Source organism: Virgisporangium ochraceum (genome assembly GCF_016863655.1).
GTDB lineage: Bacteria > Actinomycetota > Actinomycetes > Mycobacteriales > Micromonosporaceae > Virgisporangium > Virgisporangium ochraceum.
The window spans coordinates 45452-64728 of the sequence record NZ_BOPH01000009.1; the positions used below are offsets into that span (position 1 = coordinate 45452).

The following is a 19277-nucleotide window of genomic DNA, read 5'->3' on the forward strand; positions in this document are numbered from 1 at the left end:
CGAAGGACCTGACATGAGCATCTCGACCAACCCCGCTCCGGCCCGCACCGACGTCCCGCTCGCCTCCTCCCCGGCCACCGCTGAGGCCTCCGCCGCCTCGGCGGCCGCGACCGACCGCACGGTGCGCCGGGCCGGCATCATGGTCGCCGCCGGCACGCTCAGCTGGGTGACCGGGCTGGCGCTGGTCGGCAACACCCCGGAGTCCTCGATCGGCATCACGATCGGCGACCTCAGCGCCCTACCGTTCCAGATCGGCCTGTTCGCGCTCGTCGGCGCTCAGCTGAAGACGCGGGCCACGGGCGTGTCGAAGATCGCCCGCGGCATGCTGCGGGTCGAGTACGTCCTGCTGACCCTCGCCACCGTCTGGACCGTGCTGCACGGCGCCGTCCCCGCCTTCCGGGACGACCTGTGGCTGGCCATCCTCGACGCGTTCTGGCCGCTGTCGATGCTCGGCATGGCGATCATCGGCGTGAAGGTGGCGATCACCGGCCGGTGGCGCGGGCCGGCCCGCGGCTGGCCGATGGTGGCGGAGAGCTGGGCGCCGGTGACCGTTCCGGTGTTCGTGGCGGTCGGTGGGACCGTCGCGCTGGTGGTCGCGATCGGTCACCTGCTGGTCGGCTACCTCGCGCTCGGCCTGATCCTGGCCTTCCGCCCGGAGCTCACGCGTCGGTGAAGTCAGCCGGTGTGAAGGCCTTCTTCTCGACCAGCACGATCCAGTTTCCGGAAATGTCGCGCATGACCGCCTCTACGCCGTAGGGGCGGTCAGCCGGTTCCTGGATGAACGTGACGCCCTTGGCGACCAGCTCCTCGTAGGTCTTGCGGCAGTCGTCGACCTGCAGGCCCAGGCCGCCCTTCTCACCCTTCTCCAGCTGCCGGCGGTAGAACGCGGCGGCTTCCTCGTTGAGCGGCGGGCCGGGGACCATGAGCGTGATCTCGAGCTCGGGCTGGCTGGCCTGCTTGAGGGTCACCCACCGGAACCCTTCACCCATGGTGATGTCGACGCCGACCTCGAAGCCCATCACGTCGACGTAGAAGTTCTTGGCTTCTTCCTGGTCGAGACAGTACAGCGTGACCAGGGAAACGTTTGTGATCATGTCGCTGACGCTACTCGCGCTGTTGCTCTGTGTGCTTCTCCGAGGTTGCTGAACTCGTGCCTGTACTTGTACCGCCGTGGTCCCGTACACCGCGCATGAAGAGCCAGCAGCCCGGCACGTGGGCCGCTCCGCGGGCGGCCCACCGGTCGCGGTAGGCGGTCGGGCTCTCCCCCACCAGTTGGGTGAACCTCGACGAGAACGAGCCGAGGCTCGCGAACCCGACCATCATGCAGATCTCGGTGACGGTCAGGTTGGCGTGCCGGAGGAGGTCCTGTGCCCGTTCGATGCGACGGCGGGTCAGGTAGCGGATGGGCGGCTCGCCGTACGCGGCCTCGAAGCTGCGCACGAAGTGGTACTTCGACACGCCCGCCACCCTGGCGAGCGAGTCGAGGTCGAGCGGCTCGGCGTAGTGCCGGTCGATGTGATCGCGGGCGCGGCGCAGGTGCGCGAGCAACTGCACGGCCACGGAGTGGGTCACGTCCGTCAGGCTAATATTCGTGCGGCCGGGTCAGGGGATAGCTTCGGGGAGGCACAGCGGATGTCCGATCCGGTGCGGGTCGTGGTGTTCGGCGCCACCGGCACCGCCGGCTCGGCTGTCGTCGCCAGGTGCCTGGCCGACGAGCGCGTCGCCGAGGTTCGGGCGATCACCCGCCGGCCGATCGGCGTCAAGCACCCGCGGCTGGTCGACATCCACTGTCACGACTTCAGCCACCCCGAGTCGCTGGCCCACCAGTTGACCGGCGTGGGTGCGTGCTTCTTCTGTCTGGGCACGTCACGCCGGCGGGCGGGCAGCGCCGTCGCCTACCGCGAGGTGACGCTCACCTATCCGTTGGCCGCGGCCGACATCCTCCGCGAACGCAGTCCGGAGCACACGTTCGTGCACCTGAGTGCAGCCGGCGCCGGTCGGCTGCCGCTCCCCTACGCCCGGGTGAAGGCCGAGGCCGAGCGGCAGCTGGGCGGCAACGGGCTGCGAAGGCTGTTCATCGCGCGTCCGGGCTACATCCGGCCCGCCGGGGACCGCGCCGGTGCGTTCACGCGCGCGGTGTTCCCGGTGCTGAACGCGACCACGCCCGGCCTGGCCATCACCGCCGACGAGCTCGCGCGGGGCCTGATCGAAGCCGCTCTCGGCGACGCCGAGGGCGGCATCCTCCGCACGAGGGACCTGAAGCGGCTCGCTACCCCGGACGGGTGAACTCGGCCTGCCAGGTTGCCAGCTCCGGGTGGCCCGGCTCGGGGATTTGCGTCACCGTCACCGGTTCAAGGGCGAAAAGCTCGAGATCGGACCGCGTGAGCGGCCACGGCGGCCCCGGACGCTCCACGGCCGGGTCGCGGTAGGTGGCGTGGACGATCAGCGTGCCGCCCGGCGCGACGGTGGCCGCCACGGCCGCGATCGCCCGCTCACGCAGTCCCACCGGAAGGGACTGCACGGTGAAGTTCTCGACCACGAGGTCGAACCGCCAGTCCGCCGGCAGGTCGAGCAGGTCGGCCACCTCGTACCGCACCGTGGAGTCCGGGAACCGCCGTCGCGCCCGCTCGACCGCGCTGGGCGCCACGTCGAACGCCACCGTGTCGAAGCCGAGCCCGGCGACGAACTCCGCGTCGTCACCCAGCCCGGCTCCGATCACCAGCGCGGTCAGGCCAGCGGGCCGCGAGCGGGCGAAGCGCACTTCTTCGCCCGCGGTCAAGCGGCCCGCCGAGTTACCGCTGCCGTCAAGGTTGCGGTCGGCCGCCCACCTGACCAGGAACGGGTCGGGCCCGCCCTGGTGCCAGGGGACGGTCTGGTCGCCGCGGTAGAGCCGCTCGAACCAGCCGGTCGGGTCGTCGGCCGCCAGTGCCTCCGCGGCCAGCCGGCGGGCCCGGTCGCCGGGCGAGGGTGCCTCCATGCACGGCGACGTTACCTCGCGCCGTTCATGCGCATCGCTCGTCCTTCGGCTTCGAGGTGGGCCTGCAGGAGGTGGCGCTGCCGGTCGTAGGCGTCGCCGGGGACGGCGGCCACCAGGTGCTCGTCGACGACCGTCCCGGCGCGGTCGACCAGGCGCAGGAGCACGAGCGTGCGGTCGCGGTCGGTGTACGAGGCCACCTCCCACGTCGGGCGGCGCCCGCGGTAGCGCAGCACCGCCTCGCGTCCCCAGATCACCAGCAGCTCCAGGAGCACGACCACCACGGCGAGCAGGGCGGTTCTCATTGCCCGACCGCCACGCCGCTGCCCGGGGCGTACGTGGTGACGCCGGGCGGAAGCGCCTTGATCATGTCGATCTGCGCGCAGGCGGGGCAGGCGTTGTAGCCCTCCTGCCGCTTCTTGTTCGCCTCGGCCTCGGCCTGCGCCTGCGCGACCCGCGCCTGCGCCTCGCTCACCGCGGCGAACGCGGCCTGCGCCTTGGTGACCGCCTCCTGCACCGGACCGGGCAGCGTGACCCGCACCAGGTTGAACCGGATGTTCTGCAGGAACGGGCCGCCGAGGTTGCGTTCGATGTCCTTGGCCAGCGTCTCGTTCAGCGCCGCCTCGATCTTCGAGATGTTGGCGTTGTTCTGCGCGCCCGCCGCCGCGACCGTGGGCGTCGACGCCGGCACCGTGCCGTTGGCACCGAACTGCACGAGCGCGCACGACGACACCAGTTCCGCGCACGTCACCGTGCTCAGCTGGAACCGCAGCGCGTTGTCGATCACGGGACGCACCGCGCCGTCGAAGAAGGCGTTCCACCCGTCGACGCCGTCCCAGGCGTACAGCAGGTCGTCCTTGCCGTAGCGGAACTGGCGGGTGCCGTACTTGTCGTCGAAGGTGCGCAGCACCTGCGCGTCGAGGTTCAACGTGAAGTACATCGTCGCCTCGATGCCCATCTCCACGCCGTCGCCCGACGGCGAGCGGGCCAGGTCGATGCCGGGCCGGCCGCCGCGCTCGGGGTCGGCGGTCATCGTGTAGTAGCGCTGCTGCGCCGGGTACCGGTGGACCTTCGACCACATGCCCACCCACGTGAGCCCGGAGGCGGGCTGGATCACCTGGCGGATCCGGTTGTCGTCGAACCAGCCGCCGTTGCGGACCACGGCGACCTCGCCGCCGTCGGTCTTCGCGAACCCGGCCCACAGGCCGACGACCGACCCCACCAGGGCGATGACGAGCGCGACGCCCAACGCGCCGAAGCTGAACCCCCGCATGTCAGGCCGCCACCCCTTCGCGCGCGGCCGGCTCCGTCGCGGCGCGTTCGGACACGTGGGCGGTCTCCGGCGCGAACCACAGCGCCACGCCGGTGATCATCAGTGCCACCAGCACGTACACCGACACCGAGAGCGCGGATCCCGTCGTCTGCACCAGTTTCACCGAGATGATCGGCGCCAGCGCGCCGCCGAGGATGCCGGCCACCTGGTATCCCATCGACGCGCCCGAGTAGCGCAGCCGCGTGGAGAACATCTCCGCGACGAACGCGGCCTGCGGCCCGTACATCGCCGCGTGGGTCATCAGCGCGACCACCACCGCGAGCACGATCACCAGGCGGTTGCCGGTGTCGAGCAGCGGGAAGAACGCGAACGCCCAGGCCGCCGCCGCCACGGCACCGGCCGCGTACACCGGCCGCCGGCCGACGCGGTCGGACAGCGCGCCGAAGAACGGGATCAGGAACAGTTGCAGACCCGAGCCGACGAGCACCGCGGTGAGCCCGGCCTGCCGCGGCAGGCCGACGGTGGTCGTCACGTACGTCAGCAGGTACAGCGTGAACACGTAGAACGCCACGTCGGTGCCGATGCGGGCGGCCATCGCGGTGAGCAGGCCGCGCGGGTGCGTGCGCAGCACCTCGAACAGCGGGACCTTCGCGGTGCCCTGCTCGCTCTTCATCGCCTCGAACTGGGGGGACTCGGTGACGGCGACCCGGATCCACAGGCCCACCAGCAGCAGCACGCCCGACAGCAGGAACGGCACCCGCCAGCCCCAGGACAGGAACGCGGCGTCGGTGAGCGCGAAGTTCATGACCCAGAGGACGCCCGCCGACAGCAGGTTCCCGGCCGGCACGCCGACCTGGGGCCACGCGGCGGCCCGTCCCCTCTTGTTCTCTTCGCCGTGTTCGAGCGTCATGACGACGGCGCCGCCCCACTCGCCGCCGAGGCCGAGGCCCTGCAGGAACCGCAGCACGACCAGCGCGACCGGCGCGGCCACGCCCCACTGCGCGTAGGTGGGCAGCACGCCGATGAGCATCGTGGCGGTGCCCATGAGCACCAGCGTCGCGACCAGCACCCCGCGGCGGCCGACCCGGTCGCCGAAGTGTCCGAAGACGATGCCACCGAGCGGACGCGCGACGAACGCGACCGCGTGGGTCGCGAATGCGAGGAGGGTGCCGGTGACGGGGTCGAACGTCGGGAAGAACAGCTTGCCGAAGACCAGGGCCGCGGCCGAGGAGTAGAGGAAGAAGTCGTACCACTCCAGTGAGGTACCGATGAGGCTCGCGACGATCACCCGTCGCCGACTGCTGTGTGCCCCTGCCTTGACGTGCTGAGTCATGCTGCCTACCTCCCGTGCTTGAACCGCCTCCGCGTGGTCGTTGCCGTCCTACAATTCTTTTGTTCAACAAGCCGATCGGTCAAGAGGGAAGAGCAAGATCTTCTATGGGACGCGCGTGCGGGCTGCTCCGCCACGTCCGCTTTCCCTACGAGCGCTGCTTCGCGTAAGCGGTGAGGAGCTGGGTCTCGGCGGTGTCGAAGTACTGCGCGAACGCCACCTCGGCGCCGGCGACGTCGCCCGCGGCGAGCATCTCGTACAGTTCCCGGTTCGACTTCAGGTACGGCTCGTGGAACTCGCGCAGGTCGTCCATGACGACGAACACCAGCCGGAGCTCGGCCAGCACCCGCCGCAGGGCCTCGCGCACCCGGTGGCTGCCGGCCAGCTCCGCGACGGCCTGGTGGAACCGCATGTTCGCGCTGCCCACCCCGCCCCAGTCGGACCGGGCGGCCGCCTCCTCGGCGGTCTCCACCGCCAGCCGGATCTCGTCGAGCGCACCGGCCGGCGCGTTCGGCAGGTTGCGCACCGAGGCCAGTTCGAGGATGCGGCGCATCGTGTAGATGTCGCGGACGTCGTCGATGCTCAGCGTGCGGACGAAGACGCCCCGGCCGAACTCGTGCACGAGCACGCCCTCCTGGGCGAGCTGGCGGAACGCCTCCCGCAGCGTGTTGCGGGAGACGCTGAGCGCCTCGCTCAACGCCTCCTCGCTCAGCCGCTCGCCGGGCCGGAACACGCCTTCGGTGATGCGTTGGCGCAGCTTCCCGGCGAGCAGCTGGGAGCGGCTGCCACCGGTGAGCGCGACCCGGTCCTCGGCCAGCCGTTCGGCCCAGGTGTCTTCGCCGCGGGCCATCAGCCCAGCGTCCGGTCTTCCGGCACCACCACGTACTGCCGGAGGTAGAGGTCGCGGAACGTCACCGGTCCGCGCGGGCCGGGCACCCGGTCGACGTTGATGCCCGTCTCGGGGACGCCGAGCAGCTTGAACCCGTCGAGCCGGCGGGTCGAGGCGTTCCAGAACGCGCCGGTGCCCACGTATGCCTTGAGGAAGCGGCTTGCGGCCTGTGCGTCTTCGGTGACGATCGTCGCGGCCAGGCCGGAGGTCTCCCGGTTGGCGATGTCGGCCGCGTCGAGCTCGCCGTCGGCCGGTGCGATCGTCACGGTGGCCTCGTTGTCGTCGTCGAGCGCCCATTCGTAGCCGACCACGTGCTGGTGCGGCGGCAGCGACGCGGCGATCTTCGGCTCGCGGGCGGCGAGCGCGTCGACGACTCGCGGCACCGTCTCGTCCCAGATCGCCCTGTCGACCAGGAGCAGGTTGAGCCGGTTGCAGACGCCGAGGCGGTCGAGGCCGTCGTCGATGAGCCGGTCGGCGAGCGTCCGGTCGGCGGCGGGGTGGATGTAGAGGACGCCGCCGCCGTCGGCGTGGGCCAGCGTCTTGACCCCGGCCAGCGCCGCCCGGGCGGCCAGCGTGCGCGTGCTCTCGCCGCTGCCGCGCAGGATCACCAGGGGAATCTTCGTCGGCTCGGTGACCAGCGCCTCGGCCGACTCGCGTCCGGGCACGCGGAGCAGCTGCACCGCGTCTCCCGGCAGGCCCGCCTCGGTGAGCGCCGGAGCGACGACCAGGTCGACCAGCGCGGCGGCCGACCCGATCGCCGCCGAGCCGGTGCGCAGCACCCCCGCGTTCCGCGACTTGATCAGCTGCGACGCGACGTCGACCGCGACGTTGGGACGGGCCTCGAAGTTCGCCCCGATGACGCCCACCGGGCGGCGCCACTCCTCGACGAGGAGTCCGCCGTCGAGCGTCCGTACCTTCTGCCGGGTCGGCAGCGCCTCGGTGTCGGCGAGCTGGCGTAGCTGGCCGGCCATGTCGGTGAGGCGGGCCGGGGTCAGCCGGAGGCGATCGAGCAGCCCGCCGGCCATGCCGGCTTCCTTGGCCGTGGCGCAGTCGACCTGGTTGGCCTCGAGGACCGTGGCTGTCACCCCGGCGTCGGAGAGCCGGTCGGCCATGGCGCGGATGGCGGTGTCGATCTGCTCCTGGCCCGCGGCGGCGAGCGCGGGGCTGGCGGCCGAGGCGCGGGCAGCGGCGTCCGCCACGGCGCGAGCAGCGTCGGTCGGGGTCATGGGCAGGCTCCGGTGAAGTGCGACTGGCGGATTGTTCTACAAAACCACCAGCCGCACTTCGGAGTCAAGCCGACTACACCGTGATGAGCCCGGCCAGGTCGTTCGCCGGGTCCGGGTACCGCGTGAGGAGCGCCCGCAGGTCGCCGAGCCCGTCCTGATCCTGCTCCTGCCAGCCGCCGGTGCAACCGAGCACGGCCGCGAGGGTCTCGACCGGTTCCGGGTGGGCCCGGAGCAGGTCGGTCGCGGGTCCACCGGCCGGCGCCTTCTTCGGTGCCGCCGCCGTGCTGCCCTCCCACGGCGGGGTCCAGGCGTCGATCGCCGGCAGGGTCGCCGGGAACGTGCGGGCGGCCTCGCGGATCAGCACCGGCACCAGCTCGCCGGCCTGGTCCTTGAACGTGGTGATCAGCGTGGGGAGCCAGGGCAGCAGCACCCGGTCGGGCAGCCGGGCGAACGCCTTCGACAGCAGCTCCACCACGAACGCGCTGAGCGTCGGCGCCGGCTCCAGCGCCTGCACGAACCCGCTGAGGTACTGCGGGAACGCCGGCACCACCAGCGGGTTGCCGAGCAGGTCGTCGCAGCGCTCCCGCAGCTGGGGCAGCGGCAGCAGCCCGAGCTGGTGGTGGGCGGCCCACAGCAGCGCGACCTTCGCCGGCGCCTCCGGGTGCGACTGCTTCACGGCCAGCTCCAGCTGCGACCGGTCGCAGCCGAGGGACAACGCGAGGCTCTCCATCGAGAAGAGGAACCCGAGCATCGCGGCGACCTGACGCACGCCGGTGTCCTCGTCGACGAACGACGTCGGCAGCAGCGTGCAGTAGTGGGCGTAGCCCTGTTTGACGAACTGCTCGCACCAGGCCGGCAGCGCCGGCTCGGTCGCCCGGTAGTGCGCGAGCAGGCGCCGGATCCGTTTGAGCACCTCGGGCGCGTCGTCGACGGTCCGCTCGCTGGAGAGCAGGTCGACGGCCCGCGCGCCCAGCTCGTCGGTGAACCTCCGGCTGTCGAGGAACACCGTCGCGTCTTCGACGGCCTTGAGCGCGACGGCGGCCGTGGCCTTGGGTTTCCAGACCTCGCGACGCAGGCGCTGTTCGAGCACCTGCTCCACGGTGACGCCCTCGTACCCGAGCTCGATGATCTGCCGCTGGTGGCGGGCGATGTCGAGGTCCCAGGACTCCTGGATCGACCGTTCGCCGAGCCCGCGCGAACCCATGATCGGACGTACCGCGTACTCGGGCAGCAGGTAGCGCAGCATCCACAGCAGGTCGGAGACCGGTCGCAGCTGCGGGTCGGCGTTGAAGTCGAGCAGGGCCCTGCGCAGCGTGCGCTGCTGAAGGTTCAGGTTGAGCGGGCCGAGCCGGTCGTAGACGTCCTTCGCCAGCGGCGGCAGCGCGTCGTACCCGACCTGCCCGACGCGGTCGCCGCCGAGCAGGATCTCGCACAGCCGCCGCACGTCGCGCCGCCCCGGTACGACGTCCTTCTCGATGCAGGTGATCGCCGCGTCCTGGAAGTCGTACGGGGTCGGTCGGGCGCGCCCCCGCATGCCGGCGAGCAGGATCGAGGTCTCGAACACCGCGATCGCGTCGGCGGTGCTGGCGAGGTAGCCGTTCTTCCGGGCCAGCCGCACGATCTCGACCGACCAGCCGAGCAGCTCCTCCTCGTCGAGCTGGTCGAGCACCGGTGGCGACTGGAGGAAGCCGGTCAGCTCGTCCTTGGCCGGCGTGTCCTGTACCGGCGGCGGCAGTTTCGGTGTCTTTCCCTGTTGGCCGGCGAGGCGGAACGGCTTGAGCTTGCCGCGGGTCACCGACTTCGCGTACGAGGCCGCCGCGATCGACACGGAACCGGAGGCCAACCCGAACTGCGCCTCGATCGCGGAGTAGCTCGACGGGATCAGCCCGTAGAGCCACCGCGTCTTCGTACGCGGCGTGATGGTCCACTGTGGACTCTGTTCCGTCGTGCCGAACTCCTCCACCCGGCTGGCGGCGTGGTACGCGCCGCACACGTAGAGGCAGTCGGACCTGTCCACACCCGACTGCGCCAGGTGTTCGCGCATGCGGGTCCACATGTACCGTTCGCGGTCCTCGTCGACGCGGACCTTGCCCGGGCGGTCGGTGCCCAGCCGGCGGAACAGGCTGCCGATGAGCACCATCGCCTGCCGGTAGGTGGCGTAGTCGGCGCCGCCGAGCGGCTGCTCGACGTACTGGTCCCACCACTCCGACCAGTGCCGCACCTTGCCGTGCCGCAGCAGGTGCTCCTCCAGCGCGGCGAAGCCGGGCCGCAGGTCTCCGATCTCGACGCCGACGGCGTCGCCGTGCAGGGCGGCCTCCTCGTCGTCGGGCGTCTCCTCCTTCTCCTCCTTCCGCGGCTCCCACTGGAAGACGTGGTCGACGGACCGGTCGACCAGCACCAGCTCGACCCCGGGTGTGTCGAGCGCGTACGCGATCGCCTGGTACTCGGCCGACGCCTCGGTGATCGGAGCCACGACACTCAGCGGTGACCAGTCCTTCGGGAACTGGTCGAGGTCGGACGCGAACGCCTGCACCGCCACGGGGAGGCGGCAGTTGCGCAGCTCGTCGAGCAGCGGACGGAGGTCTTCGCACAGCTCCAGGTAGATGACCTTCGGTTGTTTCTCGCGCAGCCGGCGCACCATCGCCAGCGCCGATGCCGGCGAGTGGTGGCAGACCGGGAAGATCTCGAGCTCCTCCCGGAGCGCCCGGTCGACGTCGTCGACGATGCCGGTGAGGATGCTGTCGAGGGCCGCCGGCGTGCCGGTGAAGGCGGCCGCGGCGTCGAGCAGTTGGGTGCGCAGCGCGTCGAACGGCGCGGCGCTACCGGGACCGCTCATGACAGGGTGTCGATGGTCTGCTTGCCGCCGGCCAGGAACCCGGGCCACTCGCCACCGGCGTCCTTGCTGCGGGGCTCGACGACGCCGTGCCAGTACTTGTTCAGGATCGCCAGGTCTTCCGGGCTGCGCCGGGCCAGCGACCCGACCAGCGAGCTGCCCAGGGTGTCGGCGCGTAGCTGGCGGTCGCCGAAGAACTGGCTGTGCAGGATGGCGTCTTCGAGCACGCCGATCTGCTCGGCGGTCGACAGCGCTGACTCGAGCTTCTCGTCGTCGCTGGTGGCGGCGTCGGCGGCGGCCCGCAGGTCGGCGAAGCTCTGCAGCAGGATGTCGAGCAGCGACGGCGGCACCTCAAGCTCGATCTGGTGGCGACGCAGCAGTTCGGTGGTGCGGAACCGGACGATCTCCGCCTCGGCCTTCTTGTTGGTGACCACCGGGATGCGCACGAAGTTGAACCGCCGCTTCAGCGCCGACGACAGGTCGTTGACCCCACGGTCGCGGCTGTTCGCGGTGGCGATGATGGAGAAGCCCGGCTGGGCGTAGACGATGTTGTCGTCGTCGAGCTCGGGGATCGAGACGTACTTCTCCGACAGGATCGAGATCAGTGCGTCCTGCACGTCGCTGGTGGACCGGGTCAGCTCCTCGAACCGGCCCACGACGCCCTTCTCCATCGCGGTCATGATGGGCGACGGGATCATCGACTCGCGGCTCTGCCCCCGCGCGATCACCATCGACACGTTCCACGAGTACTTGATGTGGTCTTCGGTGGTACCGGCGGTGCCCTGCACGACGAGCGTGGAGTTGCGGCAGATCGCCGCGGCGAGCAGCTCGGCGAGCCAGCTCTTGCCGGTGCCGGGGTCGCCGATGAGCAGCAGGCCTCGGTCGGACGCGAGCGTGACGATGCTCCGCTCGACGAAACTCCGGTCTCCGTACCACTTCTGACCGATCTCGCGGTCGAGGCCGTCGGCCCGCTCGGACCCGAGGACGAAGAGGCGGACCATCTTCGGGCTGAGCCGCCAGGAGAACGGTTTCGGGCTGTCGTCGACGGACTCCAGCCAGTCGAGCTCCTCGGCGTACTTCACCTCGGCCGGGGCACGCAGCATCTCAGTCATGTTCGCCGTTCTCCTAAGCGAGGAAGTTCTTGAGTTCGTGGACGAGCTTCTTGATGTGACCGGAGAGCACGGGCGTCCCCATGTCTTTGAACTTCTGGCGGAACCAGGGGTACACGCTCGCCTGGCCGCCGCTGCTGACCGAGCCGACGGGAATCACCTTCACACCCGAGCGGTGCAGGGCCTCCATGCTGGCGAACAGGGGCTCGGGCCGCCATTCGTAGAAGTCGGAGATCCAGACCAGCACCGTGTTGCGCGGGTCGGTGACCTTCGGCTGGGCCAGCGCCATCGCGACGTTGCCGTCGGTGCCGCCGCCGAGCTGGGTGCGCAGCAGCACCTCGAACGGGTCGTGCACCCACGGGGTGAGGTCGAGCGCCCTGGTGTCGTAGGCGATCAGGTGGACGTCGACCTTGGGCAGCCCGGTGAAGATGGATGCCAGGATCGTGCAGTTCACCATCGCGTCGACCATCGAGCCGCTCTGGTCGACCACCACGATCATCTTGGCCGGCGTGGTGCGCTTCGCGGTCTGCCGGTAGAACAGCTTGTCGACGTACAGCCGCTCGTCGGCCGCGTTCCAGTTGGTGAGGTTCTTCCAGATCGTGCGCTCGATGTCGAGGTTGCGGAAGACCCGCTTCGGCGGGACCGAGCGGTCGATGGTGCCGGCGCTGCTCTGCTGCACCTGGGTGCGCAGAACCTGCGCCACCTCGTCGATGAACCTGCGGATGAGCGCCTTCGCGTTCTTCAGCGCCAGCCCGGACAGGTTGTGCTTGTCGCGCAGGAGCTGCTCGATGAGCGACATGCTCGGGTTCAGCTGGGCGGCGAGCTTGTTGTCGGCGAGCACCTCACGCAGCCGCATCCGCTTGATGAGGTCGCCTTCGAGGCCGCCGAGCACCACACCGAGACCCTCGTTCTTGCCCGGACCGGTGCGCAGGTGCCCCGGCTCGCACCCGAGTGCCTGCTCGAACCAGCCCGCGTCCTGCTGCCACCGCGACAGCTGACCGGCGCTCACGTTCCCCTGCCCGGTGTTGAAGACGTTCAGCAGCAGCTTCGACACGAGCGCCGCCCGCCGCACCTCGTCGTCGCCCGGCCCATCCTCCGAACTGTCTACTATGGACGCTCCGGCGTCTGCGCCCTCTTCCGCGAGCAGGCCGCGGAACTCCGCCGCGAGCTCCGGGTAGCGCTGCACGATCGTGTCGACCGACACGCTCGGGTCGAGCAGGGCCTGGGGCAGCGCGATGTCGTCGACGATGGCGACGCTCGCCGTCTCCAGGCCGGGCTGCTCCTCGGGGTCGAAGAGGCGGGCGATCAGCCGCCAGTACAGCACCTGCCGTCGGTTGGAGTGCTCGCTCATTTGCGCAGCAACCGTCCCGCGCGCTCGCGCAGGGTGCCTACGGCGTCGTCCTTCGCGTCGGCCTTGACCACCTTCGGATCGGGGTGACCCAGTGCCCAGTCGCCGTTGTGGTACTCGACGTCGCCCTTCTTCGACTCGACCCGCACGGCCAGCGGCTGCACCGACCACGCGCCCGCGTCCCACCGCAGCAACCCGACGCACGCGTTCGACTTGCGCACCAGGTCGGCCGTCAACGGCCCCGACGACGGCAGCCGGTCGAACGCCAACCGCACACCCTCCTCCGGACCGCCGTCGCGGTGGAGCAGGTCGTTCTCGACGGAGTAGTGCTCCAGCAGGACTGGCTCGGCGATGCCGATCGGGTGCCGTTGCAACGGCGGAGCGGCCGGCGCGACCGCCGCCGACAGCATCGTCTTCGCGGTGGTGAACGGGTCGGCCGGCTCGCCCGGCCGGGCCCTGTCGTCGTGCCAGACCAGGTCGCCACTGGGCAGCAGCGGTATGTCGGTGAGCGTCAGCGAGACGCGCTTGGCCAGCGCCTGGGTGAGCATCGTGTGCTGGGCGAGCAGCTTCCACACGGCCCGGCCGACGATGGTGTCGACCTTCGCGGCCGACACGCTCGCGCGTACCAGCCGGGCGCCCTCGCCGGTCTCCAGCACCCCGTGCACCTGGACCTGCACCGCGGTGGCGTGCTCGTGCACGTCGGCACCGAGCACGAGCAGGCGACCGGAGACCGGTGCCGCCACGGGCTCCCCCTGCCCGGGTTGGGACAGCAGCAGGGCCCGGCACCACAGGTCGGCCCAGCGCCGCTTCGGCAGCTTGTCCATCGTGGCGATCGGGCTCGCCGCGCGCAGTTCGGCCGCGAGACCGTCGAGCAGAACGGCGAGCCGTCGACGGGACGGCCCCGACTCCGCGGGCAGGGCGAGCAACGCCGTGACCGTCTGCCCGACCGCCGAGACCAGGTCGTGGTCGACACCGCGCCAGCCGGCGATCGCCAGCTCCCGCAGCCACGACCGGCTGCCGGCCAGCAGGTTCAGGTGCTCCTCGCCGCCGTCGACCGGCGCGGCCTCGTACGCCGCGCGCTCCCGTCCCAGCGCCCTGTCGACGCCCGCGACCAGCGCGTCGTGCACCGAGCCGAGCAGCGCCGACCGGGCGGCGGCGAGCGCGACCAGGTGCTCGTCGGCGATCGACCCGGCGGCCACCTTGTCGACCGCCTCGGCGACCCGTTCACCGAGCGGCGTGACCGCCATCGCGCCCGACAGCGCGGTGAGCGCACCCACCCGCTCCTCGTTGAGCCTGGCGAACCCGGTGACGAACGCGTCGTCGAACGCGGTGACCAGTTCCAGAGCGGCCGTGACCCCCGCGTCGTCGAACGCGTGGACCTCGGCCAGCTGCGTACCTCTCATGAGCCCACTCCCGCCGGGAACCAGTGCAGCTCGGGCAACGGATCGGTGCTGCCCGGCACCTCCAGGTACGCGAGATGGTGCAGGAACCGGCTGAACACGGTGGCCGCCGGAGCGGACTCCTGGTGCCCGGTCATCGCGCGCAGCAGGTCCCACGTGCTCGCATCCGGTTCGGCGTCAACGTGCAGGTACCGGATGACGCGCTCGGAGCCGTACTGCAGCACGGCCTCGTCGAGCAGCGTCTGCAGATGTTTGCACGGCGACCCGCGCAGACCGCCGCACGGGCGGTTGTTGTTGGTACTGCAGCTGTACACGTGCGTCTTGGCGGCGAACGACGAGACGTAGACCCGCTCGATGTCGGACCCGCTCGACACCACACCCTGCAGTCGGCCGTCGGCCAACTCGACGAACGGCACCTTCGCCAACTTACGTGGCTGCACCGGCGGAACGACCGCCGCAGCACTGCGCCACTCATAAGATGATTCCCAAGGATCCATGCGACCTCCTGGCCTGTCGCCAAGATTTCTATCGCATGGGTGCGACACTTTTCCGCGCCCCACCACATGTTCGGCCGGCACGACCACATTGGACAGTGGCCGGCCGGCCGAACGGAGAAGAGAGGCTACAACGCCGATGCAAGCCGGTCGGCGAGCAGCCTCGTGAACCTCGCCGGGTCCTTCAGCTCGCCGCCCTCGGCCAGCAGCGCCATGCCGTGCAGCAGTTCCGCGGTCTCCTTGAGGGCCGGGTTCTCCGCGTTCGCGGCGTGGGCCGCACGCAGACCCGTCACCAGCGGGTGGCCCGGGTTGAGCTCCAGGATGCGCTTGGTGTGCGGCACCTCCTGGCCCATCGCGCGGTACATCTTCTCCAGCGTCGGGGTCATGTCGTGCTCGTCGCCGACGATGCAGGCGGGCGACGTCGTGAGCCGCGACGACAGGCGCACCTCCTTGACCTCGTCGGTCAGCGTCGCGGTCATCCACGGCAGGAAGTCGGCGAACTCCTCGCGCGCCGACGCGGTCTCCTCTTCCGATGAACCGAGATCGACCTGGCCCTTCGCGATGGACTGCAACGGCTTGCCATCGAACTCGGTGACCCGCTCGACCCAGACCTCGTCGACCGGGTCGGTGAGGATCAGCACCTCGTAACCCTTGGCCCTGAACGCTTCCAGGTGCGGCGAGTTCTCGATCATCGTGCGGGACTCGCCCGTCACGTAGTAGATGTCCTTCTGGCCGTCCTTCATGCGCTCGACGTACCGCGCCAGCGTCGTCGGCTCGGCGGCGTCGTGGGTCGAGGCCACCGAGAGGACGCCGAGCAGCGCGTCCTGGTTCTCCGGGTCCTCGAGGAAGCCCTCCTTGATGGCCCGGCCGAACTCCTTCCAGATCGTCGCGTACTTCTCGGCGTCGTTGGCCTGGAGGTCCTTGATGGTCGAGAGAACCTTCTTCACGAGGCGCCGGCGCACCACCTGGATCTGCCGGTCGTGCTGCAGGATCTCGCGGGAGATGTTCAGCGACAGGTCGTGGGCGTCGACCACGCCCTTGACGAAGCGAAGGTAGCTCGGCATCAGCGCTTCGCAGTCGTCCATGATGAACACGCGCTTCACGTACAGCTGAACGCCGCGCTTGCCGTCGCGCATGTGCAGGTCGAACGGCGCCCGCGACGGAATGAACAGCAGCGCCTCGTACTCGAAGACACCCTCACCCTTCATGTGGATGGTTTCGAGCGGGTCGGTCCAGTCGTGGCTGATGTGCTTGTAGAACTCGTTGTACTCGCTCTGCTCGACCTCGCTGCGCGGCCGCGCCCACAGGGCCTTCATGGAGTTCAGGGCATCGGACTCGCCGGAGAGGCGGATCGGGAACGCGATGAAGTCCGAGTACCTCTTCACGATCTCGCGGATCTTCCAGTCCGCGGTGTAGTCGTAAAGGTGGTCCTCCTGGTCCTCCGCCTTGAGATGGACGGTGACCGCGGTGCCCTGAGCGGCGTCTTCGACCGTTTCGATGACGTACGTACCCTCGCCGGAGGACTCCCAGCGGGTGCCTTCGGTCTCCCCCGCGCGGCGGGTGACGAGCTCGACTTTTGTGGCCACCATGAACGTCGAGTAGAAGCCGACGCCGAACTGGCCGATGAAGTCCTGCCCGATCGAGTCCTGTGAGGTCTCCTTTGACTCCTTCAGCTTGCGTAGCAGCTCAGCCGTGCCCGACTTCGCGATCGTGCCGATCAGGTCGACCACGTCGTCGCGCGACATGCCGATGCCGTTGTCGCGCACCGTCAGGGTGCGCGCCTCCTTGTCGACGTCGATCGCGATGTGCAGATCAGACGTGTCGACGTCGAGGTCCTTGTTGCGCATCGACTCGAGGCGCAGCTTGTCGAGTGCGTCAGACGCGTTGGAGATCAGCTCGCGCAGGAAGATGTCCTTGTTCGAGTAGATCGAATGGACCATCAGTTGCAGCAGCTGGCGAGCCTCGGCCTGGAACTCGAGCGTCTCCTGGTTGCTCACTTTCATCCTCCATACACGGCAGCGGACGCTCGGATTTTACGAGGCGTAGGCGATCATGAACGCTCGCACCAGCCCGGCAGCGGCTCCCGGGCATCGACCCAGGTCGGAGGAACCCCGTTCACCTCCGGGCGCCCGCCCACCGACGTGAACGCGGCCACCACGCCGCCCACGATCGCCGCCGTGGTGTCGACGTCGCCGCCGGCCTCCACGCACGCGGTGATCGCGGCCGGGTAGTCGTGCAGGTACGTGCCCGCCACCCACATGGCGAAGGGCACGGTGTCCTGCGCGGTGACCCGGGAACCGTTGCCCAGCTCGTAGGCCGCCTCCTCGACGGAGGGAAGGCCCGAGCGGCCGAGCAGGCGCTCCGCCCGGTCCATCCCCCGGGCCAACTGGCCCTCGCCGGCGTATGCGCGAAGCTTTTCGAGAAAGGAAGCCCCGGTTGGGCGTATCCCCGAGATTCTTGCCGAGGCGGCCTGAGCCGCCGCGACCGCGACGACCACGGCGCCGGCGATGCCTTCCGGATGGGTGTGCGTGACCTCCGCCGAGGCCGTGGCCTGCGCGGCGGCCCGGACGGGGTCGCCGGCGAAGTAGGCGCCGAGCGGGGCGACCCGCATGGCGGCGCCGTTGCCGCACGAGCCCTCGCCGCCGAAGAGGCGACCGGCGGCCTCGCGCCACGGCATGCCGTCGCGGATCGCGTGCAGACACACCACGGCGCCGGCTCCGTAGCCGCGGTAGGGCTCGCAGCGGTCGGCGAAGTCGTAGGCGAGGCGGTCCTGGTCGGCGGGGCTGTCGACGGTGCCGTGATCCCGGAGTTCGGCGGCAAGCGTGCAGGCCATTTCGGTGTCGTCGGTCCAGTCCCAGACCGGAGGAGGTGGGATGCCCGCGCGGAGATCGGCGAGTGAACGGCCGACCATGAAGAACTGGGCGCCGAGGGCGTCACCCACGGACAGCCCCGTGAGGCTGTCGTAACAGAGATCGAGACGTGCGCGTTCGTAAAGTGTCGGCGACATGTGTGATCGATCCTACCGGTAGCGTGGCCGGTCATGAGTGCCGCAGAAACGCCGTATGAGTACGCGGCGGGTGTCGTGTCCGTAGCGTCGTCGGCGGCGGTCGACCCGGCGCTCGCCGCCGTGTACGCGAAGGATCTGGCAACCGGGCTCGGAATGCCGGGTGGCACCACGGTGGTCAACCGGGCGCTGCTGGCGGCGCTGGGCGAGGCGGTCGATCCGGTGTGGCGGCAGGGGTGGCAGCCGGTCGACCTCGTCCGGTTCGCGCGGCGGGAGCACGGCCCGGCCGCGGCCGGTGCCATGGCCGACGGGGTGGCGGCGCGGATGCGCGCCTACTCCGACGCCGTGGTCGATCCGCGCTGGTCGGCGCAGGTGGCCGAGGTGTGGTGGACCTCCGACGCGGAGTGGCTCGACGGGTTCGGCGCCCGGCTCGGCGTCGACCGGCTGGCGGCTGTGGAGGCGGTGGTGCTCGTCCTGCGGTTGCTGCGGCAGCTGGGGCCGATCCCGGTACTGATCCCGCCGCCCGGCACCGTCGTGGGCGGGGTCGACCCGCGCGTGCGCGGTGGCCGTCGGGCGGTTGTTCGACCGGGAGCGTCGGGCGACGGCGTGAACACGCGGACCCTCGACCGCATCCGCGGACTGCTCGCCAAGGCGGAGTCGACGACGTTCCCGGAGGAGGCGGAGACGTACACGGCCAAGGCGCAGGAGCTGATGGCCCGGCACAGCATCGACGCCGCCCTGATCGAGGCGGCCGCCCGCACCACGGCCGAGCCGGCGGGGGTGCGCATCGGCGTCGAGGCGCCGTACGAGATGGCCAAGTCGATGCTGCTCGGCGAGGTGGCGCGGGCCAACCGGTGCCGGTCGGTGTGGTCCAAGGCGCTGGGCGCGTGCACGGTGTTCGGGTTCCCCACCGACCTGGAGCTGGTCGAGCTGCTGTACACGTCGCTGCTGGTGCAGGCCACCGCCGCGATGACGGCCGAAGGGTCCCGCCGCGACCGGCACGGTCGGTCGAGCACCCGCTCGTTCCGGATGGCGTTCCTCACCGCGTACGCCACCCGGATCGGCGAGCGGCTCGCCGGCGCGAGCGACCGCGCCGGCCGCGAGGCGGCCGCGGAACTGGGCAGCTCGCTGCTGCCCGTGCTGGCCGCCCGCGACGAGGCGGTGCAGGAGAGCTTCCACGCGGCGTTCCCGAACCTCGTGTACCGCGAGGTGTCTGTCAGCAACGCCGAAGGCTACCGGTCGGGCCGCGCCGCCGCCGACCGCGCGTCACTGAACCCGAGACGTGAACTGTCCTAGTGTCCCGAGTCGCAGGTACGCGCGCAGTCACGGATCGGGCAAAGCCGATATTCAGCTCGGACGGACCGCCGCCGCCACTGCCCGTCATGCCTTGATCGTCG

General features: G+C 70.4%; 18 protein-coding genes. 3 read left to right on the forward strand and 15 right to left on the reverse strand.

Annotation, left to right across the window (positions count from 1 at the left end; genetic code table 11):
* Positions 1-13: 13 nt before the first annotated feature.
* Positions 14-673: a hypothetical protein gene (locus Voc01_RS03465; RefSeq protein ID WP_203925770.1), complete on the forward strand. Its 660-nt coding sequence runs from the start codon at positions 14-16 to the stop codon at positions 671-673.
* Here Voc01_RS03465 and Voc01_RS03470 read toward each other — a convergent pair.
* Together Voc01_RS03470 and Voc01_RS03475 are read right to left on the reverse strand one after the other, a co-directional pair.
* Positions 660-1094: a VOC family protein gene (locus tag Voc01_RS03470; protein WP_203925771.1), complete on the reverse strand. Its 435-nt coding sequence runs from the start codon at positions 1092-1094 to the stop codon at positions 660-662. The genes Voc01_RS03465 and Voc01_RS03470 overlap by 14 nt on opposite strands.
* A gap of 10 nt (positions 1095-1104) precedes the next feature.
* Positions 1105-1572, reverse strand: coding sequence for a helix-turn-helix domain-containing protein (locus Voc01_RS03475; protein WP_239159911.1), 468 nt, complete (start codon positions 1570-1572; stop codon positions 1105-1107).
* Positions 1573-1632: 60 nt separating this feature from the next.
* Here Voc01_RS03475 and Voc01_RS03480 point away from each other — a divergent pair, with 60 nt between their 5' ends.
* Positions 1633-2286, forward strand: coding sequence for an NAD(P)H-binding protein (locus Voc01_RS03480; protein WP_203925772.1), 654 nt, complete (start codon positions 1633-1635; stop codon positions 2284-2286).
* Here Voc01_RS03480 and Voc01_RS03485 read toward each other — a convergent pair.
* The 13 genes from Voc01_RS03485 to Voc01_RS03545 all read right to left on the reverse strand — a co-directional run bounded on the left by Voc01_RS03485 (position 2270) and on the right by Voc01_RS03545 (position 17883).
* Entirely contained in the window at positions 2270-2977 is a 708-nt protein-coding gene (locus Voc01_RS03485; RefSeq protein ID WP_203925773.1) for a class I SAM-dependent methyltransferase, read from the reverse strand. The genes Voc01_RS03480 and Voc01_RS03485 overlap by 17 nt on opposite strands.
* Positions 2978-2988: 11 nt before the next feature.
* Positions 2989-3279: a hypothetical protein gene (locus Voc01_RS03490; RefSeq protein ID WP_203925774.1), complete on the reverse strand. Its 291-nt coding sequence runs from the start codon at positions 3277-3279 to the stop codon at positions 2989-2991.
* The gene (locus tag Voc01_RS03495) at positions 3276-4247 is read right to left on the reverse strand and encodes an SPFH domain-containing protein (RefSeq protein WP_203925775.1); all 972 of its coding nucleotides are present in this window, start codon (positions 4245-4247) and stop codon (positions 3276-3278) included. Before Voc01_RS03495 ends, Voc01_RS03490 begins: the two co-directional genes overlap by 4 nt.
* 1 nt (position 4248) lies before the next feature.
* Positions 4249-5580 (reverse strand): MFS transporter, encoded by a 1332-nt coding sequence (locus tag Voc01_RS03500; protein WP_203925776.1) that lies wholly within the window; start codon positions 5578-5580, stop codon positions 4249-4251.
* Positions 5581-5725: 145 nt separating this feature from the next.
* The gene (locus Voc01_RS03505; RefSeq protein ID WP_203925777.1) at positions 5726-6427 is read right to left on the reverse strand and encodes a GntR family transcriptional regulator; all 702 of its coding nucleotides are present in this window, start codon (positions 6425-6427) and stop codon (positions 5726-5728) included.
* Positions 6427-7692 carry an aldehyde dehydrogenase family protein gene (locus Voc01_RS03510; RefSeq protein ID WP_203925778.1) on the reverse strand — a complete coding sequence of 422 codons (1266 nt, stop codon included), beginning with the start codon at positions 7690-7692 and terminating at the stop codon, positions 6427-6429. The genes Voc01_RS03505 and Voc01_RS03510 overlap by 1 nt, the downstream gene beginning before the upstream one ends.
* A gap of 73 nt (positions 7693-7765) precedes the next feature.
* Positions 7766-10528 carry a DUF5682 family protein gene (locus Voc01_RS03515; RefSeq protein ID WP_203925779.1) on the reverse strand — a complete coding sequence of 921 codons (2763 nt, stop codon included), beginning with the start codon at positions 10526-10528 and terminating at the stop codon, positions 7766-7768.
* On the reverse strand, positions 10525-11637 hold the full coding sequence (locus tag Voc01_RS03520; RefSeq protein WP_203925780.1) for an ATP-binding protein: 1113 nt from the start codon (positions 11635-11637) through the stop codon (positions 10525-10527). The genes Voc01_RS03515 and Voc01_RS03520 overlap by 4 nt, the downstream gene beginning before the upstream one ends.
* A 13-nt stretch (positions 11638-11650) precedes the next feature.
* Positions 11651-12985, reverse strand: coding sequence for a vWA domain-containing protein (locus tag Voc01_RS03525; RefSeq protein WP_203925781.1), 1335 nt, complete (start codon positions 12983-12985; stop codon positions 11651-11653).
* On the reverse strand, positions 12982-14385 hold the full coding sequence (locus Voc01_RS03530) for a hypothetical protein (protein WP_203925782.1): 1404 nt from the start codon (positions 14383-14385) through the stop codon (positions 12982-12984). The genes Voc01_RS03525 and Voc01_RS03530 overlap by 4 nt, the downstream gene beginning before the upstream one ends.
* On the reverse strand, positions 14382-14879 hold the full coding sequence (locus Voc01_RS03535) for a hypothetical protein (protein ID WP_203925783.1): 498 nt from the start codon (positions 14877-14879) through the stop codon (positions 14382-14384). Before Voc01_RS03535 ends, Voc01_RS03530 begins: the two co-directional genes overlap by 4 nt.
* A 125-nt stretch (positions 14880-15004) precedes the next feature.
* Positions 15005-16816: a molecular chaperone HtpG gene (htpG, locus tag Voc01_RS03540; RefSeq protein ID WP_239159913.1), complete on the reverse strand. Its 1812-nt coding sequence runs from the start codon at positions 16814-16816 to the stop codon at positions 15005-15007.
* A 110-nt stretch (positions 16817-16926) separates the two neighbouring features.
* Positions 16927-17883 (reverse strand): ADP-ribosylglycohydrolase family protein, encoded by a 957-nt coding sequence (locus Voc01_RS03545; RefSeq protein ID WP_203925785.1) that lies wholly within the window; start codon positions 17881-17883, stop codon positions 16927-16929.
* A 33-nt stretch (positions 17884-17916) separates the two neighbouring features.
* On the opposite strand from Voc01_RS03545, the gene Voc01_RS03550 reads away from it, so the two are divergent.
* On the forward strand, positions 17917-19176 hold the full coding sequence (locus tag Voc01_RS03550; protein ID WP_203925786.1) for a DUF2786 domain-containing protein: 1260 nt from the start codon (positions 17917-17919) through the stop codon (positions 19174-19176).
* The last annotated feature ends 101 nt before the right edge of the window (positions 19177-19277 follow it).